The following is a 24,586-nucleotide window of genomic DNA, read 5'->3' as shown; positions in this document are numbered from 1 at the left end:
AAAATGCGTTCGTATATAGATTAAATGAATGAAGGTGGATTAAAATGGAATTATCGCATCGTTTGAAGCAATTACCTCAACAATTTTTTGCTTCCCTTGTTCAAAAAGTTGCTGCTGCAAAACTTGAAGGCAGAGATGTTATTAACCTAGGACAAGGCAATCCCGACCAGCCAACACCTGCACATATTGTACAATCACTTCAGCAAGCTGCAGAAGACCCAATGACACATAAATATTCTCCTTTTAGAGGAATTAATGAATTAAAGAAGGCCGCCGCTTCCTTTTATGCGCGTGAATATGGGGTAGAAATTGAGCCTGAAAAAGAAGTAGCTATCCTTTTTGGCGCAAAAGCAGGTTTAGTAGAAATTCCATTATGCCTACTCAATGAGGGAGATTTAATGCTCTTACCAGATCCAGGTTACCCTGATTATGAATCTGGTGCGGTTTTGGCAAATGTAAAATACGAAACCTTTCCTTTAAAAGAAGCAAATCAGTTTCTACCTGATTACTCGCAATTTACAGAAAAACAAAAAAAGGATGCCCGCCTACTATTTTTGAATTATCCTAATAATCCAACAGGCGCGACAGCTGATTCCACATTTTTTGAAGAAACTGTTGCTTTTGCTAAGGAAAACAACATTACCATCTTGCATGATTTTGCTTATGGTGCTATCGGCTTTGATGGAAAGAAACCTGAAAGTTTCTTAGCCACAGCCGGAGCGAAAGACGTTGGTATTGAAATGTATACATTATCAAAAACATATAATATGGCTGGGTGGAGAATTGGATTTGCAGTTGGAAATGAACAAATCATTGAAGCCATCAACCTTCTTCAAGACCATATGTATGTAAGCTTATTCCCTGCGATTCAAAAAGCTGCAGCCGATGCATTAAATGGGGATCAAACAAGTGTAGACGAACTTGTTGCTCGATATGAGAGACGTAGAAATGCATTCATGAACGCTTGTGAAAAGGTTGGCTGGCACGGCAAGTCTCCTTCAGGATCGTTTTTTGCTTGGATGCCAGTGCCTGAAGGATACAATAGTGAAGAATTTGCTGACTACTTACTGGAAAAAGCTGATGTAGCTGTTGCCGCAGGAAAAGGCTTTGGGACCTTTGGAGAAGGTTATGTTCGGGTGGGATTACTTGTCGATGAAGAACGATTAATTGAGGCAGTAGAAAGAATTGGCCAACTCAAATTATTTTAATATAAGAGGTATGGCAGCCACAAACCTAGCCCATAGAAACATGTATAACTTATGTTCCTATGGGCTAGGTTGTGTAACTTGGAGGCTTTTATGAACGAACTAAAGCTTCATATTCTCTTCCTTTTAAATTCGCATTCCCGTTACAAGGTATCATCTTCATTGTTACATATGTCTTTACTTAGTTTTTTCGGAACGTATCGTTATCCGACAATCTTTTCTTTTAACAAAGCCAACCTATAAACACATGTACAAACATATACATTATCCAAGTAGGCTCTCAGTTTAATAAATGTTCATATAGCATGATCATTTATCACTGATTGAAGAAAACTTTGTAACGATTGTTCCGTATGAACAACATTTCTTAATTGATAAGGCTGAAGTGCTTTTGCTAGACTCGGATTTATACCAATGAGTCTCACTTCTCCTCCTGTCATTAGAAGAATGCTCTTGATTAAAAGCTCTAAGCCGCTCGTTCCCTCTTTATATACTTTAGCAACCGCTGTTAAATCAATCAGTATCCACCTGTAATCATGATCTGACAGACGGGCAAGCGTTTGCTCCATAATCGTTGTAAATTTATCGCCCGTCATATCGCCAAACAAAGGAATATAACAGATCTCTTTTGTTAAAGAGATAAAAGGACCTGATAATTCATCCAACCTTTGCAATGTTTTTTCTAATGTTTCCTTCTGCTCATAAAGCTCAAAATCTGTCTTTGCTAATCTGTTTTGTAGGGCCTGTAATTTCTCCATTAATGGTTCATTATCATCATCTTTGAATAAAAATTGCATGGACGCATTACCTTGAAAATCCCAACTGATATGAATATCAAATAGTGCTATCGGTATACTTCTTGTTTTTAAATTAGCTTCAAATCTCATACTCTTTTCTGGTATGGCAGCTACCCTTTCAAACTTAGAGATACTCCCTTCATCAACTATACTTTTAATCATACCTTCTGATAAATCAAAGACTTCATCCGCTTTAGATGTATAGCTAATGATTTCACCATTCTTATTAGCTAGTATATACGGTATCGGCAAATGTAGATCAATTAATCGCATTTTTCCTCCCCTCCGTATTAAAAGCAGTGATCCATTTATCTACAGCATATAAGTTTGAAATAATTTCCGGCTTAATAGCGGTAAAAGAAGCTAAATCATATAAATTTGTCAATCTTCCACCTAATAAAATCCTAGGTTTCTTTGGTAAATAAGAAAAAGCTTCCATATATTCCGTAAGTGCCGGTAAATGGGTAGCAATCGAAACTGATAAGCCAATTACATCTGGTTTCCAATCCTTCGCAGCCTGCAATGCATATTGTACAGGTAAATTTGCTCCTAAAAACTTGGTTCTCCATCCATTCTCTGCAAATATACTGGCTACCATCTTTAATCCCAAATAATGCTGCTCTCCTGATAAACAAAGAAACATGGCGGTCGGTGCATCCTTAACAGGTTTAAACTTGTGCTTTGCAGCTAATCTTGAAAGAATGAAATCGCAAACTCCAGATGCCAAATGTTCATCTGCAACTGTTATCTCAAAATTTTCCCATTTAAGACCAATATTAACCATAGCTGGTGTAATAATATCTTGATAAATTTCTACATTAGTCAAATAATCGAATCGCTCAATATATTCCCAAGCATCAGCAACAGCTCCAGATAAAAGGATTTCTGCTAGATCTTCTCCTCTCGTCACTGTGCCTCGCCTCCTTGAACATCTCTTAAAATAGACACAGCCTCTCCTAACAAACCAATATATGCAGAACTAATTTCACTTTCTACCACCGTACATTTCTCTAATTCCTCTTCTAAAAAAAGAAAATTATCAATCAAGGTTTGCGTCGTCATACCATATTTAATTAAGATACCTCTTAACCAAAGGGCATAGTCAGTGAAAATCTTTGACGTATTTAATTCCATTGCCGTCTTTAAATAATCTAAGTGATGCATATTATCAATAAATGTTTGATTTCTCCCACGTTCACCATATCGTTCAATTAATGTAGGGTCTTCTCGAAATATCCTTTTTGTTACTTCTTCTGCGATTATTTCATATTTACTCACTTTACCACAACCTTATATTGCGACACTTTTGGAATGACTGCTGCTAATTCTTTATCTGGATACTTCTTTTCAAGATCATGAATTCGTTGAAAATCTTTACTTCTTACCCAGCGTAAATAATCTTCCTTTGTTTCAAAAATTAATTGTACTGTCAATTCTCCTTTACGTTTATCATTCTGAAGCAACATAAAGTCGACGAACCCATCTGCTTTATCGACTAAACGTGAACGATTCTTATATATTTCAATCACTTCATCTGCTTTACTTTCATTTACATCAAAAGTTGAGAATACGGTATACATAACTTCCCCCTACACATTTGGACTTGTGTTACTTCTCCATTCCATTACAATGGTTGGAATACTAAATCCGAAAATGGAATCATTCATTTTTCCTACTTGTTTAAATCCTTTTGAATGATAAAAATCCAAAGCAGAATCATTTCGCATCACAACAGAAACCGTAATTTTATTGACATCATAAAAATATTCAAACATCGCTTTTAGTAGGGCTGTACCAATACCTCGGCGGTGAAAACTCGGCAATATATATAAAGCACCTAATTCTATTTCTTTCTTAATATTTATTAATGAAAAATGAACGAAACCAATAACTTCTCCTTCTTCTTCAGCAACCAATAAAACCGAAGTAGATAAACTTCTCATTAAAGCGTCTTCAGTATATACAGATAATAAAAAATCAACCTGTGTTCGCTCGGGAATTAAACCTTCATATGCGTAACGCCAACTCTCCCTAGCAACAGATTGGATTTGTGTACTATCTTTTCTTGAGAATAATCTAATTTTCATGTTCAATACCCACTAAAAGGAAGGAAATTTCCTTAAACGTATTTTATCTATAATTGTAACAGGAAATGAGGTTAAGAAAAAGGCAAAGGCAAGAATGGTATTGTTCATAAAATAAACAAACGTAAGTTTTTACTCAAAGCTTGTTCCAAAAAATCATTCTATTGTATAATAGGACTAGATAAAGGCATATATTAGAAAAGATCGGTGGTGCGGCAACACCGTCCGATCTCGCAATAGCATTAGCCAATGAACAATTGACACCATCCACCTATACATGAGGTGGATTATTTTTTATCATCGTTTTTGAATTGTAGCACAGCCATTATTAAACTTGTAAATGTACAAGCAAACACCAATGCCTCAAAAACTGACAAAGCAACACCCCCCTTCTACGGGGAATAATGGCTAAATTGACTATTGCTATTCTTATTATAGCACCACTATGTATATTTTTGGAATTTTGTGAAAAAATCACATAGATGCGATCATTCAATAGCAATTCAGCAAAAAAAGAGTTGAAACGAAAGAATAAATTTTTCATTCCAACTACTTCTCATTTCATGATTATTTCTTAAGTCCCCGTTTTAAGAGAGTGATTTCTAACTTAAAATTTCTTAGTGCTTCTTCCTTTGATTGATCCTTAGAAAATGTTTCGATAATACTCCTTAGTAAAACAGATGTAAGTATTTTCATTAAATACTTAAACTCTTCCTGATTTGAGATATGCAATATTTCTTTATTTACCTTTGATTCGAATTGGATAAACTGCTGATTCGTTTCATATCCATTGAAACTTCGACCAAATTCATGTTCCACTTCATATGTCATATTTAAAAATAAATTTTTGAGAAAGTTCCGATTCTCATCTTGTTCAGTAATCACCTTTTCGAAAAAAGCAATCATCATTTCAAAAATATCCCCATTGTGCTTATTCAATAAAAAGTAAACTTCACTTTGATTCCTTTTTACTCTCTCTTCTAGCAAGTAAAAAAAAGCATCTTCCTTATCTTCAAAATATTGATAAAAACTCCCCCTTGGAATACGGGCAGATTTTACAATATTACTAATGGATGCTTGCGATAGTGGAACACGAGAAAACTCTTGCTTTACAGCATTGATAAGCTTTTCGCGTTTTTCAATTGATAAATTATAAAAAGTGATTTTTGGCATTATACTCCCCTCCCTAAAGGAATCAATCTAAAACGAGGAACGGCGCTGTTCTTCACGCAGAAATTCCATGAATTGTGCAAGCGCCATAACAGGCTTCTCATTAATTATTATGATATATCTTTTTTTCATTTGTTCAGTTGCTATTTTGCTGTCATTAATACGTTGGATCATATAATCAACGCTTGTTTTCTCAATTGCTTTTCTGCGGATTTTCGATTCCTTAGATAAAGCCATACCTACAGCACCTAAAATGGAGTAGATGAGCAAAGTAATCCAAGTGTTTTCATCCATGGGCATGGTGAAAAGAACAATGATGATATTCATGATTGAGAAAACAACAAGCGGAAATGAAAATAACGAAAATCGAGAAGCAACTCTCATCGCTGGCGCTAAACGTTCATTTAATAATTCAATTTCTTTCTTAACAAATACAGGCATATCAGTAAAAGGATTCATATTCATGTGAATGCCATCCTTTCTATTTTATTTAATCACAAATAGGGTTTTCCCCTATCTATAGTTTCCCCTCACCTAATGGGAATACTGCCGGTAAATACATGCCGATGTTACCAAAATCAGTTGTGCATATTCCTTAAACCTTGTGGCTTTTTACATATAGAAACCTTTATACCTTGCAAACGAAGTTTCTTAACGATTTGGTTTAATGGCGTATTCAATATTTCCCCTCCCGAAAATGACAGTGTGTCATAATTAATTTTAATTTTAAATGACAACGTGTCATCTGTCAATTGAAAAACGAGTGGATTTATTTTGTAAGTCGAAACTATTGTCAACTAAACTGGACAGGAGTATAATTTAACCATAACGTTATAGTTTGGAGGTATCATATTGGGAACGAGAAACTAAAAATCGGTGAATTAGCAGAAAGAGTAAATTTAACTAAAAGAACCATTGACCATTATACAAACCTTGGGTTACTTGAAGCAGAACGTTCTCCTTCAAATTATCGCTATTATGACGGATCAGCCATAGAAAGATTACATTTAATTGAAAAATGGAAATCAGAGGGTATGTCATTAGTGGATATTAAGAAAAAGTTGGATGAAAAAGATGTTCACGAAGCAGAAGAAATTGATGTACGTGAATTAAGAATTAAGATTAATGGGTTAAAGGATGATGTTTCAGAAGTGCTTGCCCATTTAAACAAGACTGATGTAACAAGTCAGGAGTATATTAAGAAAAATGTCTCTTCCGAAAGTATGTCCCTTATTCAAACATTGCTTTTACTCTTAAAATAAACAAATAAAAAGGCATTGCTTATAGGAAAGTTGGACAATGTAATGGTAAGACATGAATTCTCGTCACTTCCTGAGACTTACATTCATGAAGCAAAAAAATAGGAGGTGAAAGTCTTACCAAAAGTAAGACGATTACATTTTGACGGTAACGTTAAATTTAATATTACTTGTTATACTTATTGCTTTAACTGCTTTTTTCGTGTCGACGGAATTTGCAATAGTTAAGGTTCGAATGTCTAAGATTGATCAATTGATAGCGGAAGGGAATAGTAAAGCTGTTTCAGCAAAAAAAGTAGTCACCCATTTAGATGAATATCTATCCGCATGTCAGCTTGGAATCACTGTAACAGCACTTGGATTGGGGTGGTTAGGTGAACCCACAGTACTCAAGTTATTACAGCCATTATTTAATAATTTAAATCTTAATGCCTCTCTTACACATGTGATTTCGTTTGGTGTATCATTTGCGATTGTGACTTATTTACATGTGGTCCTTGGTGAATTGGCCCCAAAAACGATCGCTATTCATAAGGCAGAAGCCATTACCCTTGGTTTTGCTAAACCTATTATTTGGTTTTATCGCATTACCTATCCTTTTATTTGGGTGTTAAATGGATCAGCCCGTCTAATTGTAGCGCTTTTCGGTTTCAAACCTGCATCTGAGAGCGAAGCAGCACACTCGGAAGAAGAGTTACGAATTTTAATGTCTGAAAGTTATAAGAGTGGTGAAATCAACAAAAACGAATTAAAGTACATGAATAATATATTTGAATTCGACGAAAGAGTAGCGAAAGAAATCATGGTACCACGAACAGAAATTATTACTTTTTCTATCGATGATTCCTTTGAAAACCTTAGAAATATTATTAAACAAGAACGTTACACTCGTTATCCAGTTGTCGATGGTAATAAAGATAATATTGTCGGTTTTGTTAATGTTAAAGAGTTTCTTACCGCAAACCTTCAGCCTGAACAAACAAAGAAGCTTTCTATACATGATTTCATTAATCCTGTGTTGCGTGTTATTGAAACCATTCCAATTAACGACTTATTAATAAAAATGCAAAAAGATCGTATACACCTCGCAATCTTAATGGATGAGTATGGTGGAACGTCTGGATTAGTAACCGTTGAAGATATTGTTGAAGAAATTGTAGGTGAAATTCGTGATGAATTTGACGAAGATGAAATTCCTGAAATTCGTAAGATAAAGGAAGGCCATTATATTCTTGATTCTAAAGTATTAATTGAAGATGTTAACCATTTGTTAGACCTTGACTTGCCAGATGATGAGATTGATACAATTGGAGGATGGTTCCTCACATTAAATTTTGATGCGAAACTTGGTAGTCAATTAGAGTTGGATGGATACTTGTTTACTGTAACCGAAATTGATGGTCACCAAATACATTATCTCGAGGTAAAAAAAATGGATGATCCTATCATGACAAACAAAGAGCCGCTTATTGATTAATGAACGGCTCTTTGTTTTCACTTATACTAACTTTTTATCATCGAGTTTGAGCTGTTCTTCTAATTCTCTTCTCATTTTATCCGTTTCTAATAAATAATTTTGATGTTTTAATTCTTCTAATTTTATTTGATCTTCAATTATTTTCGCCTTTAATTCGGTTTGAGAACTTAAATGGCTAGTAATAATCGCAACGATCGGTATACCAAAAATCATTATGACTGATACTAATCCAATAATCATTCTGCCTATCCCTCCTCTAACAAATCGATCTTATTTACTATATTCTATGTTCAAAACAGCATTTCCTTTACCCTTAAACAACAAATGAGGTAATGTTTCACTTTTCAAAAGGCAAGTCCTGACCTATATTAATTCAAAATATGAAGTTACTTTCTTGGTACGAACCTTTCTATATATACGGTTTGTGCGAAAAAAAGTTTCATCTTTCAGGTATAAATGACTATTTCAAAATAAAAAGGACACCGTCAATCGATGTCCATTCGTTAAATTTGTAAATTTTCAATAATGGTGGATATACCGAGTCCACCGGCGATACAAAGTGTAACAAGAGCATATTTCTTTCCTGTTCTTTCAAGTTCATGGATAGCCTTTGTTAAAAGAATTGATCCAGTTGCTCCAATTGGATGCCCCATAGCAATGGCCCCTCCGTTCGGGTTTACTTTTTCTATGGATAATCCAAGCTCTTTTATAACAGCTAGAGCTTGAGCTGAAAAAGCTTCATTTAACTCAATAATATCCATATCCTCTATTGTTAATTGAACTTGTTTTAACGCCTTTTGTGTGGCAGGTACAGGGCCTATCCCCATATATCTAGGGTCAACACCAGCAGCTGCTTGAGCAATGATTTTCACTTTCGGTTGAATTGAGAACTCATCTGCTTTCTCCCTTGACATCAAGAGTAATGCAGCTGCACCGTCATTTCTACCACTGCTATTACCTGCAGTGACTGTCCCTCCTTGTTTGAATACTGGCTTCAGCTGTGAGAGTTTTTCTATTGTCGTTACACGGGGGTGCTCATCCACCATAAAAGTTGACGATTTTTTTCTTTCATTCACAGTGTAAGGAAGAATCTCCTTTTCAAAAAAGCCAGCAGTAATAGCTGATCTTGCATTTTCTTGGCTTCTTAGCGCAAATTCATCTTGTTCCATTCTTGAAATTCGATACTTTTCTGCTAAGTTTTCAGCGGTCATCCCCATCGTTAATTGCCCATATTCTTCCACAGGTTGTGAACCAGGCTGACTTTCCGTATTAGGATCAAGTAAAAGCCCATTTCCTGACTTAAGGCCGAAGCGAATATTCCGCATATAATATGGTGCTGTGCTCATAGATTCCGCTCCACCTGCAATAACAACATCGGCGAATCCACTCATGATTTGTTGGGCAGCTGAGTGAACGGATTGTACTCCTGAGCCACATTGGCGATGTAAAGTATAACTTGGTATACTTTCAGGAAAACCTGCTCTTAATGTAGCTAGCCTGGCTAAATTAGAGGCATCTGCACTTTGTTTTGCTTGTCCGATAATAATTTCATCGATTTCATTTTTAGGTACCTTCATCTTTTCCATTAACCCTTTAAGTACATGGCTAGCTAAGAAATCGACCGTTTCATTACCTAAACTACCACCTAGTTTCCCAATCGCTGTCCTCTTCGCTTCTACAATCACTACATCTTTCATCGCGTTTGCCCCCCGTTATTATGGCAATCTTCATTAAAAGGAGCTTCCGTCTTTTCTCTTATTTCTTCAATAGTGCTATTTGGCATTATTTCTATACAGTATAATTCTCCATTTCTCACCTCAAAAACAGCGAGCTCGGTAATAATTAAATTGACACTTCTTGTGGATGTTATTGGATAAGTACATTCTTTTAAAATTTTGCTCGTACCATCTTTGGATGTATGAGACATGGTCACAATAATTTTCTTTGCCCCTGTAAGTAAATCCATTGCACCCCCAACACCCATAATATTTTTTCCTGGAACTGCCCAATTGGCAATTAACCCTTTGGCATCTACCTGTAATACACCTAATATCGCCACATCTACATGTTGTCCTCGAATCATAGCAAAGGACTCCACACTATTAAAATATGAAGCTCCAATTGCTTCACCTACAGGTAACTTACCAGCATTCACTATATTTGGATCAATATCAGCCTCGTTAACATCCGTTACCCCTAATAAGCCATTTTCTGTATGGAAAAATATATCACCATCTGCAATATGATTGGCAACAAGAGTCGGAATACCAATCCCCAAATTGACAACTGAGCCACTTTTTAGTTCTTGAGCAGCACGTTTAGCAATTAAATTTTGCATTTCATTTTTATCCAACACTCTTCACCCCATCTTTCGTTAAAATCTTCGTTGCTTTCACGATCCCATTTACAAATAGATGGGGTGTAATGATTTCTTCTGGAGATAGTTCACCAGGTTGCACAATTTCGTCCACTTCGGCAATCACATAATCAGCAGCTGTCGCCATCATCGGATTAAAGTTTCTAGCTGTTTTGTAATAAACAAGATTCCCTAATGTATCAGCTTTCCACGCACGAACTAATGCTACATTTGCTTTTAATGCGGGTTCAAAAATATATTTCACACCATTGATCTCTTTTTCTTCTTTTCCTACGGAAAGTTCAGTGCCTACACCGGTTTTCGTGTAATAGCCACCAATACCTGCACCACCTGCACGAATCGATTCTGCCAAAGTTCCTTGTGGAAGAAGCTCTAGCTCTAACTCACCTCTTTGATAGGCATCTCCCACATCTCGATTACTCGTAAAATAAGAGCCAATTCCTTTTTTTACTTTCTTTTGATTAACGAGTATACCTAAGCCTTTTCCCTTTTCACCGAGATTGTTAGAAATGATTGTTAATCCTGAGACGTCTTTTTGTGTAAGTTCATCAATTAATGTCAGCGGTGCACCAATCAAGCCAAAGCCGCCAACCATGATTGTTTGATTGCTTTCCAATTTTTCAATTGCTTCTTTTGCCGTAGAAAAAATTTTCATTGCTCATGCCCCATTCTTAAAGAGTCGCTTGCTTCGAACCAAGCTGGAATACCGGCTGTCAATAAACAAATGGCACCTGTTTCAGCTAACTCGGGCTCTTCTGCCCCACTTCGTCTCGCTTTTTCCATCCACGTTCCCGCTATCTTACCATTGAGAACAGTAATATAAATACCGCTCATTAATAAAAGCTTGTTCTTACGAGAAACATGACCACCTCGGAGAATGACCTCTTCCATATCTCCGCCATCTTTTTTCGTTTGTAGCACGTTCTCAATAAACGCAGCATTCTCACTACCGATCATTTGTATATATTGACACAATATTTCTTCAACAGTATCTATATTTATTCGGTCTAATGTCTCGTCACCGACTAACTCACAAGCATATTGCATGGACTTTAAACCAGTTAGAAGAGCTTGTTGTCCATTATATAAATAACTAACTAATAAATATTCTGCTAATTCCGGTAACGAAGCGCCACCATCTATAGCACCCTTCGTATGGTAGACCATACTCCTTTCATATAATCTCGCCGCATTCATACCGACAAGTAATATATCTTTTTCTTTTACAGATAAAGCCCCCGGTTTCATAATGTCCCCACGGAGACTTGTATACTGATCGAGCATGTTTGGACTATAATCATGCATCTGTTGTACCCATCCAGGAACTTGATCATATACTTTTTTAAAATAGTCCAATCCCTTACTACTCATATTAATATCCCACCTTTTTATAAATGTTTATTTATACGCAAAAAGGCTACTTTAAACGAGACGCCTACAAAAAGGGTAAGAGTCTGAAGAGTTTAAAGTAGCCAGTATGTCCAATAGCTTAATTAAAAAAGTTCGTTTTCTAACGGCTAATGAATAGGCTTTCATTCTGTTTGTTTTTATTTTACACCACTTTTGAAAAATTTCAACTAGTCGCATCAATATTTCTTAAAAAAGCTTTTATGCTATTGTAAATTTCTGGTCTTGAAGTAAACACTAATGTATAGTGATTGCATGGCGTCGTTATTTTCTCTATTTGCTTAGCATATACCATTGTATCAATATAATCTTCTGCATGAAATAACGGGTCCATTGCACCAATTCCACCCTCTGCATGAACAAGAAAGACTGGGCAATTCACTTCTTTAAATATTTCTTTAGGATCAAATGTATAGAAACTGTCAAAATCGGTTTTAATCTTTCCTTCACTTGCATGATTTCTCCACTTTTGACCGATTTGATGAATCTCATATAAGCCAACGTTTTGCATATGCTCATCCCAAGGCACACCTAAGTTTTGATAAATTTGTTTAATCTCATCTAAGTATGCTTGTTCACTTTCATACGCTTTGCTCAATCGGGCAAGAGAGGGTTCAACAATCTTCTTTTGATGTGGTGTACATGTCGCTGCACCATCTAGCAAGATTAATCCTCGAACTTCAGATTGAAGTCTACTGGCCACAATAGAACAGATAAAAGCGCCCATACTATACCCCATCAAAATTGGTTGATCAATATTTAACTCTTTAATCAATGCTTCAACATCTAAAGCATGCTTCCATATGCTCGTATCCTCATCTGCATCCGCACTTTGCCCTCTACCTCTGACATCAATACTTACAATACGATAATCTTTTAAACTTTCTGCATAATAGTGCATTTGCATATAATTACCCGTTAACCCATGGACAGCAATTATCGTCCCTTTCTCACCTGGGTAATCAGCTATTTGTATACTTCGACCATTAATATTTTTTTGATAACATTCCATTATGACACCTCTTTATAAAAATATAAAACTAGTTATACTCCTTATTATTTGAAATGTCAAAAACTTTCCCCATCGTTATATCCTGTAAAATCCCTTGTTGATGTTGATGGTTATACTATAAATACCACTTGTTTTTTAGAGCAATTATAAGAATAAAAAATGATACGTTTAACTATTTACTTTTAGTCATCTTTTCGAATTTGATTAATAAATTATATTGAAAGTGGAAGAATCAAATGGATGATTTCTCTTAATCTTTTATTTTACAAATCAGCTAAAGTGGGTATAATGAATAGTAACTTGAAAGAAAGGTGGGGTACGGATGACTGGCAAAAAGATATACTCTTTTGGATTACTTATCATGTTCTGTGCATTTTTAGTTGTCCACTATCCTAGCGATCATTCAAGTTTGAGCACTTGGGGAGACCATCAGCATGCAGTCTTTAACGACTCCCATTTAAGTGATACCTCTCCATTAAAAGATGAGCTCAAAAAACATCCTCTTGTTTTCGAGCATGTTTCACTGATACTCATCAGCTTACTCTTACTTGGCATCTGCCAACTCGCTTATGTTTCTATGCAAAACAGTAGACATAAGCAGCCGATTTTCTTCCAATCTAATTATCTCTAATTATTCCTTAAATTTGTAAGAATATAACACAAATCTAAGGAGGATATGATAATGATTGTTCGTATGATTATGATTAGTATGTTTTCAATAACTGCAACTACACTTTTATTTTTCCAAGGATTAGAGATTTTTCAAGCTTTCTTCGACTATTATAAAAATAAATAAATACGTTAATTTAGCCGCTCACTTTACTTGAGCGGCTTTTATTTTAATCACTTCTATTCCTTGTTTTTAGAAACAACCATTAGCAGGGTAACTAATTATTATTCTAAAGTCATTGCGATTCGCCTCATAAACCACTAGATATTTTTAATGGGCTTTGGTGGTATAGTAAAAAATGGGCAAAATCCATCCAGCCATACTGTTGAGATAGAACTAGATATTAAATTAAACAATAAAACAAGGTCGCCCATTCACTACAAGTAAAAAGACCAGAATAATTATCCTGGTCCCCTTCTATATAAAAGCTTTATTTCGCTTTTTCATGCCTTTTTTCTAAACGTTTTTCGATGACTTCAAGCTGATCTGGATTTTTTAATAACTCTTCTTTATTACGACGAACTAATTCGATGTATGATAACTTTTTCTTTCTCATAAATATTTCTCTCCTTATTTAAATGACTTTATTTTCTGAAAATAAAGTACATATCTTTTTAGAAGAAAACAGTTTTGTAAGATTTTCTGACAAAATTAATTGTCCATACAAAATCCTTTTGAGTTTTCTTTAAATTCAGATTAATATGAAACAGAAGAAATGTCAAGACTTTTGAACCAAAATGCTATCTTTATATAATTATGTCATAAAACCTTCACAAAATTTTAACAATTAAACAAACCTTATTAAATACTGTTTTATAACATATTCAAACAATATTGAGCTGTATTCATATAGGAGAATTTTCTTAGACCTATCAAATATCTGGTATATCAAAAACATATTGACATAAATACCCTTTTATATTACATTTTCTTATTTATTGATGTAATCTCCCCTCTTTAGCTAAGGTCCCAGACATAGAAAATTAACTATGAAAGCCAAATAAGCAAATTTTCTGTGGTAGAATAATCCATAAATAACCGGTTTGGCTGGTTTAATAATACATTTAGCGATAAGGAGAATTTACCTTGGAATTTAAACTATTAGAAATGAATGATTTAACTAAATGCTCGGAAACATTTATTGAAGTATTCAATGATGAGCCATGGAATGATGAATGGACATTTACAAAGGCTAAAAAATATTTACTGAGTTTTTATCAGACACCTGGATTTTTAGGCGTTTTAGCAGTAGAAAACGACGAAATTATCGGCTTTATTCTTGGTGTAAAAAGAGTATGGTGGAGCGGAGATGAGTTTTTTATTAATGAAATGTGTGTAAAAACACAAAGTCAAAATAATGGTATTGGAAAAGCGCTGTTAAATCATTTAATAAAAGAGCTTCATAACAGTAATATAAGTAACATTACACTTCTCACAGATAGAGGTATACCTGCCGAAGAATTTTATAAGAAAAATGGTTTTGAAGAAATAGAAAGAATCATTTTCTTGCATAAGAACATCCAACTTTAGTTCTAGAAGTAGATTTATCCATTTTAATTGGATAAGAAAAGACTGGTGTTATAACCAATTATTGATAATAAACACCCAAATTGTAAAAGAAGGTCTTTTACTAACCAGAGTTTCTTTAGTTAAAGAGCCCATCTCGATTGAGAAGGGCTTTAGGTTTATTCATCTCGATTATCATTATCATTCATATCTTCCGGGTCTTCCACCGCATCTTCTGGATCCGGATCACTATCTTTTTCATCATCTTTAAACATAGTATCATCTTCATCTACTCCAGGTATGTTCTCATCACCATTATTATCATTTTCTACACCATTATTGGTTTCTGGAGGTGGATTCTGATCTTGATCATCATTCGCTCCACATGCTGCTAACGAGAAAGACAATAAGATACTTGAAAGAATGAATAAAAACCTTTTTGCCATAACTTTCAACTCCTTTTAAATTATTGACTCTTAAGTCGTAAATATTTTCCCCTTTTATAAGAAAAATATTTATAAAAAAGTAAACCTCCCACTTAGAGGAGATCTACTTGGAAGGAGTTATACACCAATAGTATGTTCTTGACGTATAGAAAGTATCCTTTTAATAAGGTTATTACTCATACTTAAAATATTGATCAACATAATTGAAGTTGACATCGCTTCTTGTTAGTGCATCCAATACAGAAAAACGCATTCAGATTTTAGTACTAAAAGAGTAATATGACAGAGCCAAGCTGGTTGTTAAGTATCCGATAGAAGATGAAGTGAAGTCAACTAGACTAAAAACTCAAGATGGATAAACGTACTATGGATATTTTTAAAGAACTTATTTGAAGTAACACTTGAAAAACGTAAAGATATAGATGAAATCTCAATTCACGGACTACACACGGAAGTATTTTATTTTATAAAGGTATTTCTCTCTAAGGCATGCTGATGTAAATACAACCAATACACGCAGTTTAATAAGGGAATTAAGAAAAGTTGATGAGGATTTTACAGTGAAAGTTCTAGCAGCTTTATAATTCTTTTAAAAAATACCATTTACAAACACTCCTAAAACCTGATATTATAACCTATTGTTGACGTGGTTCGAAACCATCCCACGATAAAAAACTAGGAGTGTAATCAAATGAATATTAGAATGATTGTAGCTAATGGTCTTTTGGCTGCTATGTATATTGCCATATCAATGGTATTACAGCCAATTGCTTTTTCAGCTATTCAGTTTCGTTTTGCTGAGATATTTAATCATCTCATTGTTTTAAATCGTAAATTTATTTACGGCATTGTCCTTGGTGTTTTCTTAACGAACCTATTATTTTCACCAATGAAGCCATTTGATTTAACATTTGGGGTCGCCCATTCCATTATCTGTTTACTAATTAGCTTAGTACTTTTTAAATTTGTTAAAAATATTTGGTTACGGATGTTAGTAAACACCATCGTCTTTACTGTAATGATGTGGATTATTGCCTTACAATTAAAAATTGCTATTGGCCTTCCATTCTTATTCACATGGCTCACAACTGCCATTGGCGAATTTGCTGTTTTAATTATCGGGATGCCTATTATTTACTTTTTATATAAGCAGTTGTATAAAAGTAATTTAGATTTATCTAATGATATGAAAAAGCGTTCAACCTTTTAAAGAGGTGAACGCTTTTTTAATAACTCCAATCAAAATTTTACAATTGTTCTTTTTCTTCCTTTAATGCCTGATCTAAACGGTCGTCGTCTCCAGCTCCATCTTCATCAATTTTTTCTTTAGATAAGAACCAACCGCCTACTGCGATAAGAATAAGAACGATGTAGAACGTTGCTTTCCAAGCGGTTGAATGAGAGAACCCCTCCGGTAATACAGCCAGTGCAGGGTGTGCAAGAGTCGTAACTGCTAACTTTACACCTACCCAACCGACGATCAAAAAGGCAGTAATTTCTAACCCAGGACGTTTATGAAGTAAGTCTACAAAGATATTAGCTGCAAACCTCATAATAATTAGCCCAATCATACCACCTGCAAATACAACGAGGAATTGTCCTGTATCCATACTTCCAATTGTACCAATACCAGTTGGTGGTAATGCCATCGCTAAAGCAATTGCTGCCAAGATTGAGTCTATTGCAAAGGCAATATCAGCTAACTCAACTTTAAGAACCGTCATCCAAAAACCTGATTTCTTTTTCGGCTTGGCTGAAGGATCAGGCACGTCATGCTTTTTGACCAGAAACTTCCGGAATATATGATTCGCTGCGATAAAGATTAAATAAATTGCACCTAATGCTTGAATTTGCCATACATCAACAAGAAATGAAATAGCGAATAATGAAGCAAACCTAAATACAAACGCTCCAGCTAAACCATAAAATAATGCTTTCTTTCTTTCCTTTTCAGGTAAGTGTTTGACCATAATGGCTAGAACAAGTGCGTTATCCGCTGCTAATAATCCTTCTAATACGATAAGAACTAAAAGCACCCAACCATACTCTAATAATAATGCTGCTTCCAAATGAATTTCCTCCTTCATTTATGTAACATCCCCTGCGAATATCATCTTCAAGTAAGAAAAACAGTATTAGCATTTGCTTAACCTTCCCTGTTTATTTCACTTAAAAACAAAAAACCTTTACCGATATTCGGTAAAGGTTTAAAACATAAAAGACCTTCACCGAATTTGGTAAAGGTCTTGCTAACAACGATCAGAATTGTTGCCAACAAAGCCGAGAGCATGATACTCCGAATTGACGACTTTGCTGTAAAAGCTACTCCCCTTTGGAGATGCTATTCATTTGATACCTCTATCATATGCAATCATACCTCAGCTGTCAATCATTTTTTTGCTGTTGATGTATTTTTATTAAATGGGCTAATAGTTTTGGTAAAGTTTCGAAAGCAAAAGGAATTTGCAGACGCTCTGTTTTTTGATGTGCATCCCTTCCCATTGGTCCAACATTAATTACAGGGGCAGTTATCTTTGCCATTTCCTTAAATGGGATTGAATACAATTTCTCTCCTCCTGGCAAATTATCGTTATAAATATCCATATCCTTTAAATCAGCATGTAGGCCCGCATAACTCAAATCAGATATACCATTGAAATAATTGACTGGGTGAATACGCTCTTGATATTTTGTGTCAGCAAACTCTATTAAAGAGGAAGATAATTCAGCAATACACTCATTCTCACTAGAATTAACAGCAGGATAATACGGTGGGGCATAAAATAAAATAATCATCGGACCTAATTCTTGACACAGCATTGCCAATTGGTCGACAATTTGTATCGTTTGATCACGAATATCGCCCTCGGTCTCTTTGGCAATCGATTGCTCTAGTATATCTATATACTCTGCACTTGTTTTCTTGACTGCGTAAGCCCTGATTTCCTCATACAAATAAACGTGAATATGTGATAACTGTGACTCATCCAAACCATTTAATCGATATTTATCTCTTATAAATGCTTCCATTTTATCAGCGGCCTTTATAGCCACTTTCTTCATTTCATGCATGACATCAACAGGATTTCTTTTCATTAATAACACATTATAAAGACTTGCTGAACGATGAGGAATTTGTGTCGTATAGCCTTTTTTCAAATCTCTTTGCCAAAGCAATGTCGGTGGAGGAGACATCACACCATTTACCTGTTCTGAAAGCTCTTCATTCCACTCAACTTCATTCGTTAAAATAGATGACATCCAACAAGCATTCATCCCAGAAAACGGCTCACCGACATGAGATTCTTTCCCAAAACACAATGCTCCCGGCATAATTTTGCCTATCGTTCCTGTATAAAAATAATGATTATTATCTTGGGGAACTTGAGAAAACATCGGCTCGGAATTTAAATATAATGTATAATTGAGGCAATGTTCTTCTCCAAGAGAAACTAATCTTGGAATCACTTCTCTCATACCAACTGAATTCACTTCCTCGTCTGGGACAGCTACTAATAACAAATTGATGTTCCAGTCTTCATTCGCCGCTTTTTCTAACAAAGACATATGTTGAACTAATCCGCATTTCATATCCATCATACCTCTACCAAACAACCAATCTCCACTAATTAAATCTTCTTTTGCATCTTCCGGTAAGGTATCAAGACGATTATGCAGCTCTCTCGTCAATTCAACAGGATTAAAAGCGAGATGCTGCAGGTCACCATAGTCTTCAATATCTACTACGTCAAAATGACTAATCATCACTACCGTTTTTTCTGCTAAGTTATTTTTATATAGAGCCGTTAATATAGAACGACCATCTGAAGTCGGATGATTCACTACATACCCGGGATATTTTTGGTAATAAGGTAAAGATTTTAATACTTGTTCCACTCTTAAAGGAAAGTATTTCTCTCCTGGTGAAAGGCTAACACTATCAATGGACACAAGCTCTAATAAAGTGGCCAACATTTGACTTTTAGATTGAATAAACATATCTGTGCTCATATCACTTGCCCCCCTTATTATTTTCATCACCTAGGTGGTTGCCCTGAGATACTATATGCTTATGAATTAGTATAATGATGCGTGTTTTTTACTACTGTTTAAAGAATATATTAGTCCTTTGTACCAGCTAAGTAAATATATTTTTAGAAAATTGGAAAACGGGGTATATGTTAAACAATTAAAAACTTTAACAGAAACTACTCACAGTATTCATTCACATTCAGTAACTTAGGTATAGATAACACAAAGAACCTGCATATACACTTTTCTACCAGTGTATATGCAGGTTTCCCTACAGACCCCTAACATAGCTTTATCCAATTGGTAATGCGACCTCTGCAAAAAATTCTTCATACAATGCCTGAACAGCTTTCTTCTCATCTACTTCTTTAACCGCAAACATCATACTTACCTCTGAAGATCCTTGGTTAATCATTTCAATATTAACATCCGCTTTGGCTAAAGCATTCGCAGCCCGAGCCATCGTGCCAATGTTATGACGCATACCTTCGCCAACAACCATAATCAACGCCAAACTATGTTGAATATGTACTTCATCGGCTACTAATTCACTTTCTAAACGTTTAAGTAAAACTTCTTCTTCATCTTCTTGTAGTTGATTCTCTTTAATAATCACAGTCACATCGTCTATACCCGATGGTGTATGTTCATAACTAATCCCGAACTCTTCTAAAATGGCATATAATTTTCGACCAAATCCGATTTCACGATTTAATAAATATTTACTGACATAAATACTACAAAAACCAGTAGCACTCGCAATACCGACAACTGGCCCATTTTGATTTTCTCTTGTCCGTAAAATCGTCGTGCCTCTTGCCCTTGGATTATTCGTATTTTTGATTTGCACAGGGATTCCTGCTTGAATGGCAGGTATAAGCGCCTCTTCATGTAAAACAGTAAAACCTGCATACGATAATTCGCGCATTTCTCGATAAGTTAATTCTTTAATTTCTTTTGGCTGTTCAACGAAAGTTGGATTTACTGAAAAGACTGCATCCACATCGGTGAAATTTTCATATACATCTGCCTTTACCGCATATGCTAAAATCGACCCGGTGACATCAGAACCACTACGAGAAAAAGTAAATATCCCTCCGTTTTGGCCATAACCAAAAAATCCTGGAAAAATAATCAGTTCACAAGACTCACGTAGACGTCTAAGCTTTTCATAAGATTTAGGTAACACTTGCGCATTGCCATGCTCATTTGAAACAATTAGCCCTGCTTCTCTAGGATTCATATACTTAGCTTTCACGCCTTGTTCTTGGAAATAGCATGCAACCAATTTAGCATGGTTATCTTCTCCACTTGCTTTTATACAATCTAAGTATTGTTCAGGGTTGTTTTTATCTCCAGCCAGCCTCACTAATAAATCATTTTGAATCGTCTCAATGATGGTTGGCGGTAGTATAAGGTCGTCAGCAATTTCTTTATACCGAGCGACCACTTGCTCAATATAAGGACTCGGATCTTCATTATTGATTGCATGCAAACCACATGAAATAAGTAAATCAGTCACCTTTGTATCATTCTCATGTCTTTTACCCGGAGCCGACACCACAATTATTCTTCTTTCATTGTCAGAATGCACAATATCAAACACACGCTTTATATGCTTAGCATCGGCAAGCGATGAACCGCCAAATTTAACAACTTTCATCAAGACATCTCCCAATTTATTCTCTATTTTATATCTTCATTCTACTACTGAATGAGAAATAATCAAGAACTTTTTCTACCCAGTGAGAACAAATGTATTTTTAGAAAGGACATAAATGTGATGAAATGAACAATTTGTTAGTAGATACCAATGCGAAAAATTCTTGTTTTTGTAAAGAAAATCAGTGAAAATACCACTCATTTTTCTTCAAATGCCAATGATATGCTTTTTCTTAACAACAGCTAGTTGAAAATAATTTAAGCACTACTTCTAAACAATCTTTAATCGATATTTTCCTATTGCAACTATTACTCCATTCCTTACTTCAGCACTTTTGTCTTTTACTGACCTTAGGAAACTTATCTAAAAACACCGTAGACATAGTCTACGGTGCTTCAGTTCATTCATACGGGTATTTTATCAGCTATATTGATTAAATATATTGCTTTGGTGTTTGAGACTTCTCCGTCATCCATTCATATTGCTTCCATTTTAACTCAAATAATTTTAATGGATCATGGTAGACTTCTGGATTACTTCTCATTATCTCTAGTTCTTTGTTATCATTTGCAATTGTCATATGAGATTCTTTTACTGTTTCTTCTAATACCGCAAATGGTGATTGGAAAAACATTTGAATATCACGATCCAACGCTTTCTCAAAAAGTTCAAATTGCTGGATAAAGTTGTCTGTAATTTGACTTGCTACCTCACGATAGTCCTCATTGTCAACAAATTGTTTATACTTATTGTAAAGCATTGTTTTATTTTGTGGGATGAGTCCAAAGATCTTCCCTGCGCTTTTCAATAGCATTTGCGTTGGTGTATGACGTAGCATAATATTCGCTTTATCTAACCTTACAGTACCGTGAGTCAGGCGGTCAGCATCGCGCTTCCAATCTTCGAGAATACGGAAATCACAGTTTAATTGTAATTTTTCAAAGCCGTATAATTCATTGAAGCTATCCGCCATCTCTACTAAGAAAGCCTGGCCTGTCAAAAATTCTTGCTCACTTTCCATAATCCAAGCTTGAATGGATTCCCTATATTCCGGTAATACCTTTTCGGATATATACTGTTGGACTCGTTCATTCATTTCATTATTCAACTCGATATGAAGCTTACTAAAGTCACTATCTTCTCGAATCAATTGGCTACACTCACGTAAAATATCTGGAATAGCTGCGGCTAGCTTATCTTCCATCGTCTTTTTAATATCACGATAAGAGTGACTGATATTTTTCACTTTTTCTTCTTCCATATCTTCTAATTGATGAATAGCACCATTCAACTTTGTTAACATTTCTTCATGCCAGTTCATATCATCAATTAGCGCATTTTCTTTTTCTATTCGTTTATCAAGAAGAAACTTAATCGATTTTTGAATATAATGCAGCATCTTCTCTGTCCGCTCTTGCATTAAATGACGTCCTTCATTCAATCCAGCTAAAAATACTGCAAAATCTTTCAACTGTTCTGTTGGATCATATTGCGGTGAGTAAGCAAAGATTGTTGCTCTTGGAAAATAGGTAGAAACTCTATCAGCAGTTTCATCCATCCACTGCATGGCTTCTTCCTCACTACTAGCTGCATCCATATGATTTAAAATAAAATGCACCGGTAGACTAGGTGATTGCTCTCTAATTTTTACGGCAACATCTAATTCTCTATCTGTTAACGGATACTCTGCATTTAAGATAAATAACAGGCTATCGGCAAAATGCAAATATTGAAATACATCATTTCTATACTTGTTACTGCTAGAAAGGCCTGGTGTATCCATAACCGCCATTCTTTGTTGCGATAGGAAAGGTAGAGAATGTTTATAATCGACCAATACTTGGTCCGATCGTTTTTCTCCTGTTCTTAAATCATCCATAGAGTCAAGCGGGATAATAGCAGTATCAGAAATGGAAGTGAGTTCTTTATAATCAGCATGCTTATACATCACAGTTGCCGTTGTATTCTCTGCTTTCACATAATCTCCAAGTAATTCTTGGACAAACTCAGTCTTTCCACTCCCAGACATCCCCGCAATGATGACATGATTTGTTTCTAAATCAAGTAGTTCTTTTACCATCCATTCAAATCTTGCACCCATTAATACATCGTGTTTTCTTGCCCACTCCATAATGGATTGGAATAATTGATAATTCTCTTCAAGCGTATGCTCCACTGGCGCTGCTTCTTCTATCATTCTTTCCGCATCATTCATCACTTCAGCATCAAAACTCTTAGTAAATAGATCACTCCATGCAAGAACTGAAGCCGATGCAATAAGGCGGTAAGTATCTGAAGAGATTCTCAACCAGTTTTGCAAATGAGGTGGAACGATTTTAGAAATCTCTTTTATTTGTTTTTCGCCATTTATTAATTCGAAATAAGTATCATGATAAATAACCGATAATTCGTTCCAATGATACCCGCTTTGTGTATCTAACTTTTGCATAAGTTGGTTAAATTCATCTAACCAATTAAAATAGTATTCTTCCCCTTTATAGCTTTGCCAAAATGCGACAGATACAGCTTCGAACTGGCGAACATCATTTTGATAAAGAATCGTTAACGCCTCAATAAAATACTTGGGAGCCGTTTTTTTCGTTTTCCCTTCTACAACATATCCCTTTAATGTGTGGAACCAGCTAATTTCTTGCGTTCTCATGGCTTCATTTACAGCTAATTCCACTGCATTTTGCCAATCTTGATGGTCTTCAAAAAAGACGCGTGCGATTCTTGTTACATCTGGATAATCCGGATTTAAGAAGACTGCTTTTTTAATAGCATCTACTGCCTTCTCTAATTTTCCCTGTTGTATGTATAGAGAGAATAATTGGAGGAGTACTTCTATCTTCAATACATCTGAATCTGTATCAATTGATAAATAAATTTCCTCCGCAGTACCTAAGAGGTCTAATTCAAAATAGGCATCTGCGACATTTTTCCGTGCCCATGGTTGAAACTCATTATCTATATTTTCCCATTTAAAGATGGCCGCTTCATAATCTTTATGATGAAAATATACTTCACCTTGTGCAAACCGAATCATTGTCAGGTCTGGCGATTCTTTTAAATTCTCTTGCATATAAGCATTCCCTAATACTTCAACGGGATGTGTATGTTCATGATTAATTGTAAATGTGTCATGGAATTGTTTATTAATTAATTGATTTTCTATACTCATGATTGTTCCCTCTCTTTGCAATTTAGGATAGAACCATTATCCTATCTGCTTCTATCCTGTTATTCTAACAAAATAATCACTGCAAATAATTTCATTTAGCTATCATTTTTGATACATAAATGTTGAAGAATGTAATATTTTTAACTTACATTTATATTATTCGTTGCATTGTTACCTTTTTTGCACGTTGAATAGGAATTAGTTTTTGATAGGATTATATTTTTTAGAGTATGCCGAGTTTATACTATACATACCTCTCATCAATTTCTTTAAAATGAAACCTTTTTTATCCTGAAACGT

General features: G+C 35.0%; 25 protein-coding genes, 1 pseudogene and 1 riboswitch. Of the genes and pseudogenes, 7 read left to right on the top strand and 19 right to left on the bottom strand.

Going from position 1 to position 24,586, the window contains the following annotated elements; translation table 11 throughout:
• The first annotated feature begins 44 nt into the window (after positions 1-44).
• On the top strand, positions 45-1,208 hold the full coding sequence (locus MKX67_RS05435; RefSeq protein WP_095370292.1) for a pyridoxal phosphate-dependent aminotransferase: 1,164 nt from the start codon (positions 45-47) through the stop codon (positions 1,206-1,208).
• A gap of 293 nt (positions 1,209-1,501) precedes the next feature.
• On the opposite strand, the gene MKX67_RS05430 is transcribed toward MKX67_RS05435, so the two are convergent.
• The 7 genes from MKX67_RS05430 to MKX67_RS05400 form a co-directional block, all read right to left on the bottom strand.
• Positions 1,502-2,275, bottom strand: coding sequence for an STAS domain-containing protein (locus MKX67_RS05430; protein ID WP_095370293.1), 774 nt, complete (start codon positions 2,273-2,275; stop codon positions 1,502-1,504).
• Positions 2,262-2,912 (bottom strand): cobalamin-dependent protein, encoded by a 651-nt coding sequence (locus tag MKX67_RS05425; protein ID WP_095370294.1) that lies wholly within the window; start codon positions 2,910-2,912, stop codon positions 2,262-2,264. Before MKX67_RS05425 ends, MKX67_RS05430 begins: the two co-directional genes overlap by 14 nt.
• Positions 2,909-3,280 carry a hypothetical protein gene (locus MKX67_RS05420; RefSeq protein WP_095370295.1) on the bottom strand — a complete coding sequence of 124 codons (372 nt, stop codon included), beginning with the start codon at positions 3,278-3,280 and terminating at the stop codon, positions 2,909-2,911. Before MKX67_RS05420 ends, MKX67_RS05425 begins: the two co-directional genes overlap by 4 nt.
• Positions 3,277-3,582, bottom strand: coding sequence for an antibiotic biosynthesis monooxygenase (locus tag MKX67_RS05415; RefSeq protein WP_095370296.1), 306 nt, complete (start codon positions 3,580-3,582; stop codon positions 3,277-3,279). The genes MKX67_RS05420 and MKX67_RS05415 overlap by 4 nt, the downstream gene beginning before the upstream one ends.
• 9 nt (positions 3,583-3,591) lie before the next feature.
• Positions 3,592-4,089 carry a GNAT family N-acetyltransferase gene (locus tag MKX67_RS05410; RefSeq protein ID WP_095370297.1) on the bottom strand — a complete coding sequence of 166 codons (498 nt, stop codon included), beginning with the start codon at positions 4,087-4,089 and terminating at the stop codon, positions 3,592-3,594.
• Positions 4,090-4,653: 564 nt separating this feature from the next.
• Positions 4,654-5,259 (bottom strand): TetR family transcriptional regulator, encoded by a 606-nt coding sequence (locus MKX67_RS05405; RefSeq protein WP_095370298.1) that lies wholly within the window; start codon positions 5,257-5,259, stop codon positions 4,654-4,656.
• Positions 5,260-5,286: 27 nt separating this feature from the next.
• Positions 5,287-5,721 (bottom strand): DUF5392 family protein, encoded by a 435-nt coding sequence (locus tag MKX67_RS05400; protein ID WP_095370299.1) that lies wholly within the window; start codon positions 5,719-5,721, stop codon positions 5,287-5,289.
• Positions 5,722-6,089: 368 nt separating this feature from the next.
• On the opposite strand from MKX67_RS05400, the pseudogene MKX67_RS05395 reads away from it, so the two are divergent.
• From MKX67_RS05395 to MKX67_RS05385, 3 genes and pseudogenes are all read left to right on the top strand, one after another.
• Positions 6,090-6,266 (top strand): annotated as a pseudogene (locus MKX67_RS05395) (MerR family DNA-binding transcriptional regulator); the annotation flags it as partial.
• Positions 6,267-6,299: 33 nt separating this feature from the next.
• Positions 6,300-6,518 (top strand): hypothetical protein, encoded by a 219-nt coding sequence (locus MKX67_RS05390; protein ID WP_233435301.1) that lies wholly within the window; start codon positions 6,300-6,302, stop codon positions 6,516-6,518.
• Positions 6,519-6,654: 136 nt separating this feature from the next.
• Positions 6,655-7,992 (top strand): hemolysin family protein, encoded by a 1,338-nt coding sequence (locus tag MKX67_RS05385; protein WP_095370301.1) that lies wholly within the window; start codon positions 6,655-6,657, stop codon positions 7,990-7,992.
• 21 nt (positions 7,993-8,013) lie between these two features.
• On the opposite strand, the gene MKX67_RS05380 is transcribed toward MKX67_RS05385, so the two are convergent.
• The 6 genes from MKX67_RS05380 to MKX67_RS05355 all read right to left on the bottom strand — a co-directional run bounded on the left by MKX67_RS05380 (position 8,014) and on the right by MKX67_RS05355 (position 12,788).
• On the bottom strand, positions 8,014-8,232 hold the full coding sequence (locus MKX67_RS05380; protein ID WP_095370302.1) for a hypothetical protein: 219 nt from the start codon (positions 8,230-8,232) through the stop codon (positions 8,014-8,016).
• Between the two features lie 263 nt (positions 8,233-8,495).
• Positions 8,496-9,689 carry a thiolase family protein gene (locus MKX67_RS05375; RefSeq protein ID WP_095370303.1) on the bottom strand — a complete coding sequence of 398 codons (1,194 nt, stop codon included), beginning with the start codon at positions 9,687-9,689 and terminating at the stop codon, positions 8,496-8,498.
• A complete protein-coding gene (locus MKX67_RS05370; RefSeq protein ID WP_342489257.1) occupies positions 9,686-10,330 on the bottom strand; it encodes a 3-oxoacid CoA-transferase subunit B in 645 nt (214 codons plus the stop codon). The genes MKX67_RS05375 and MKX67_RS05370 overlap by 4 nt, the downstream gene beginning before the upstream one ends.
• A gap of 7 nt (positions 10,331-10,337) precedes the next feature.
• Complete coding sequence (locus MKX67_RS05365; protein WP_095370304.1) at positions 10,338-11,024, bottom strand: CoA transferase subunit A; 687 nt, start codon at positions 11,022-11,024, stop codon at positions 10,338-10,340.
• Positions 11,021-11,740, bottom strand: a complete 720-nt coding sequence (locus MKX67_RS05360) for a carboxymuconolactone decarboxylase family protein (protein WP_095370305.1) — start codon at positions 11,738-11,740, stop codon at positions 11,021-11,023. The genes MKX67_RS05365 and MKX67_RS05360 overlap by 4 nt, the downstream gene beginning before the upstream one ends.
• Before the next feature lie 202 nt (positions 11,741-11,942).
• A complete protein-coding gene (locus tag MKX67_RS05355; RefSeq protein WP_095370306.1) occupies positions 11,943-12,788 on the bottom strand; it encodes an alpha/beta hydrolase in 846 nt (281 codons plus the stop codon).
• Between the two features lie 322 nt (positions 12,789-13,110).
• Here MKX67_RS05355 and MKX67_RS05350 point away from each other — a divergent pair, with 322 nt between their 5' ends.
• Complete coding sequence (locus MKX67_RS05350) at positions 13,111-13,419, top strand: hypothetical protein (RefSeq protein WP_095370307.1); 309 nt, start codon at positions 13,111-13,113, stop codon at positions 13,417-13,419.
• 469 nt (positions 13,420-13,888) lie between these two features.
• On the opposite strand, the gene MKX67_RS05345 is transcribed toward MKX67_RS05350, so the two are convergent.
• The gene (locus MKX67_RS05345) at positions 13,889-14,014 is read right to left on the bottom strand and encodes an FbpB family small basic protein (RefSeq protein WP_095370308.1); all 126 of its coding nucleotides are present in this window, start codon (positions 14,012-14,014) and stop codon (positions 13,889-13,891) included.
• A 530-nt stretch (positions 14,015-14,544) separates the two neighbouring features.
• Here MKX67_RS05345 and MKX67_RS05340 point away from each other — a divergent pair.
• Positions 14,545-14,988: a GNAT family N-acetyltransferase gene (locus tag MKX67_RS05340; protein ID WP_095370309.1), complete on the top strand. Its 444-nt coding sequence runs from the start codon at positions 14,545-14,547 to the stop codon at positions 14,986-14,988.
• A 155-nt stretch (positions 14,989-15,143) separates the two neighbouring features.
• Here MKX67_RS05340 and MKX67_RS05335 read toward each other — a convergent pair whose 3' ends face one another.
• Positions 15,144-15,410: a hypothetical protein gene (locus MKX67_RS05335; protein ID WP_095370310.1), complete on the bottom strand. Its 267-nt coding sequence runs from the start codon at positions 15,408-15,410 to the stop codon at positions 15,144-15,146.
• 640 nt (positions 15,411-16,050) lie between these two features.
• Positions 16,051-16,095: riboswitch (PreQ1 riboswitch) on the top strand.
• Between the two features lie 6 nt (positions 16,096-16,101).
• Here MKX67_RS05335 and MKX67_RS05330 point away from each other — a divergent pair.
• A complete protein-coding gene (locus tag MKX67_RS05330) occupies positions 16,102-16,620 on the top strand; it encodes a QueT transporter family protein (protein ID WP_307317121.1) in 519 nt (172 codons plus the stop codon).
• 37 nt (positions 16,621-16,657) lie between these two features.
• On the opposite strand, the gene MKX67_RS05325 is transcribed toward MKX67_RS05330, so the two are convergent.
• The 4 genes from MKX67_RS05325 to MKX67_RS05310 form a co-directional block, all read right to left on the bottom strand.
• Positions 16,658-17,479: a TerC family protein gene (locus tag MKX67_RS05325; protein ID WP_095373520.1), complete on the bottom strand. Its 822-nt coding sequence runs from the start codon at positions 17,477-17,479 to the stop codon at positions 16,658-16,660.
• Between the two features lie 316 nt (positions 17,480-17,795).
• The gene (locus tag MKX67_RS05320; protein ID WP_342488995.1) at positions 17,796-19,421 is read right to left on the bottom strand and encodes a M20/M25/M40 family metallo-hydrolase; all 1,626 of its coding nucleotides are present in this window, start codon (positions 19,419-19,421) and stop codon (positions 17,796-17,798) included.
• Between the two features lie 313 nt (positions 19,422-19,734).
• Positions 19,735-21,105, bottom strand: coding sequence for an aspartate kinase (locus tag MKX67_RS05315; RefSeq protein WP_095370313.1), 1,371 nt, complete (start codon positions 21,103-21,105; stop codon positions 19,735-19,737).
• 433 nt (positions 21,106-21,538) lie between these two features.
• The gene (locus MKX67_RS05310) at positions 21,539-24,286 is read right to left on the bottom strand and encodes a GTP-binding protein (RefSeq protein WP_342488992.1); all 2,748 of its coding nucleotides are present in this window, start codon (positions 24,284-24,286) and stop codon (positions 21,539-21,541) included.
• Positions 24,287-24,586: the final 300 nt, after the last annotated feature.

The sequence above is a fragment of the Cytobacillus sp. FSL W7-1323 genome (assembly GCF_038595015.1).
In the GTDB taxonomy this organism is placed as follows: Bacteria; Bacillota; Bacilli; order Bacillales; family Cytobacillaceae; genus Cytobacillus; species Cytobacillus kochii.
Note: the sequence above shows the minus strand (reverse complement) of the source record. Positions and strands in the feature narration are given on the sequence as shown.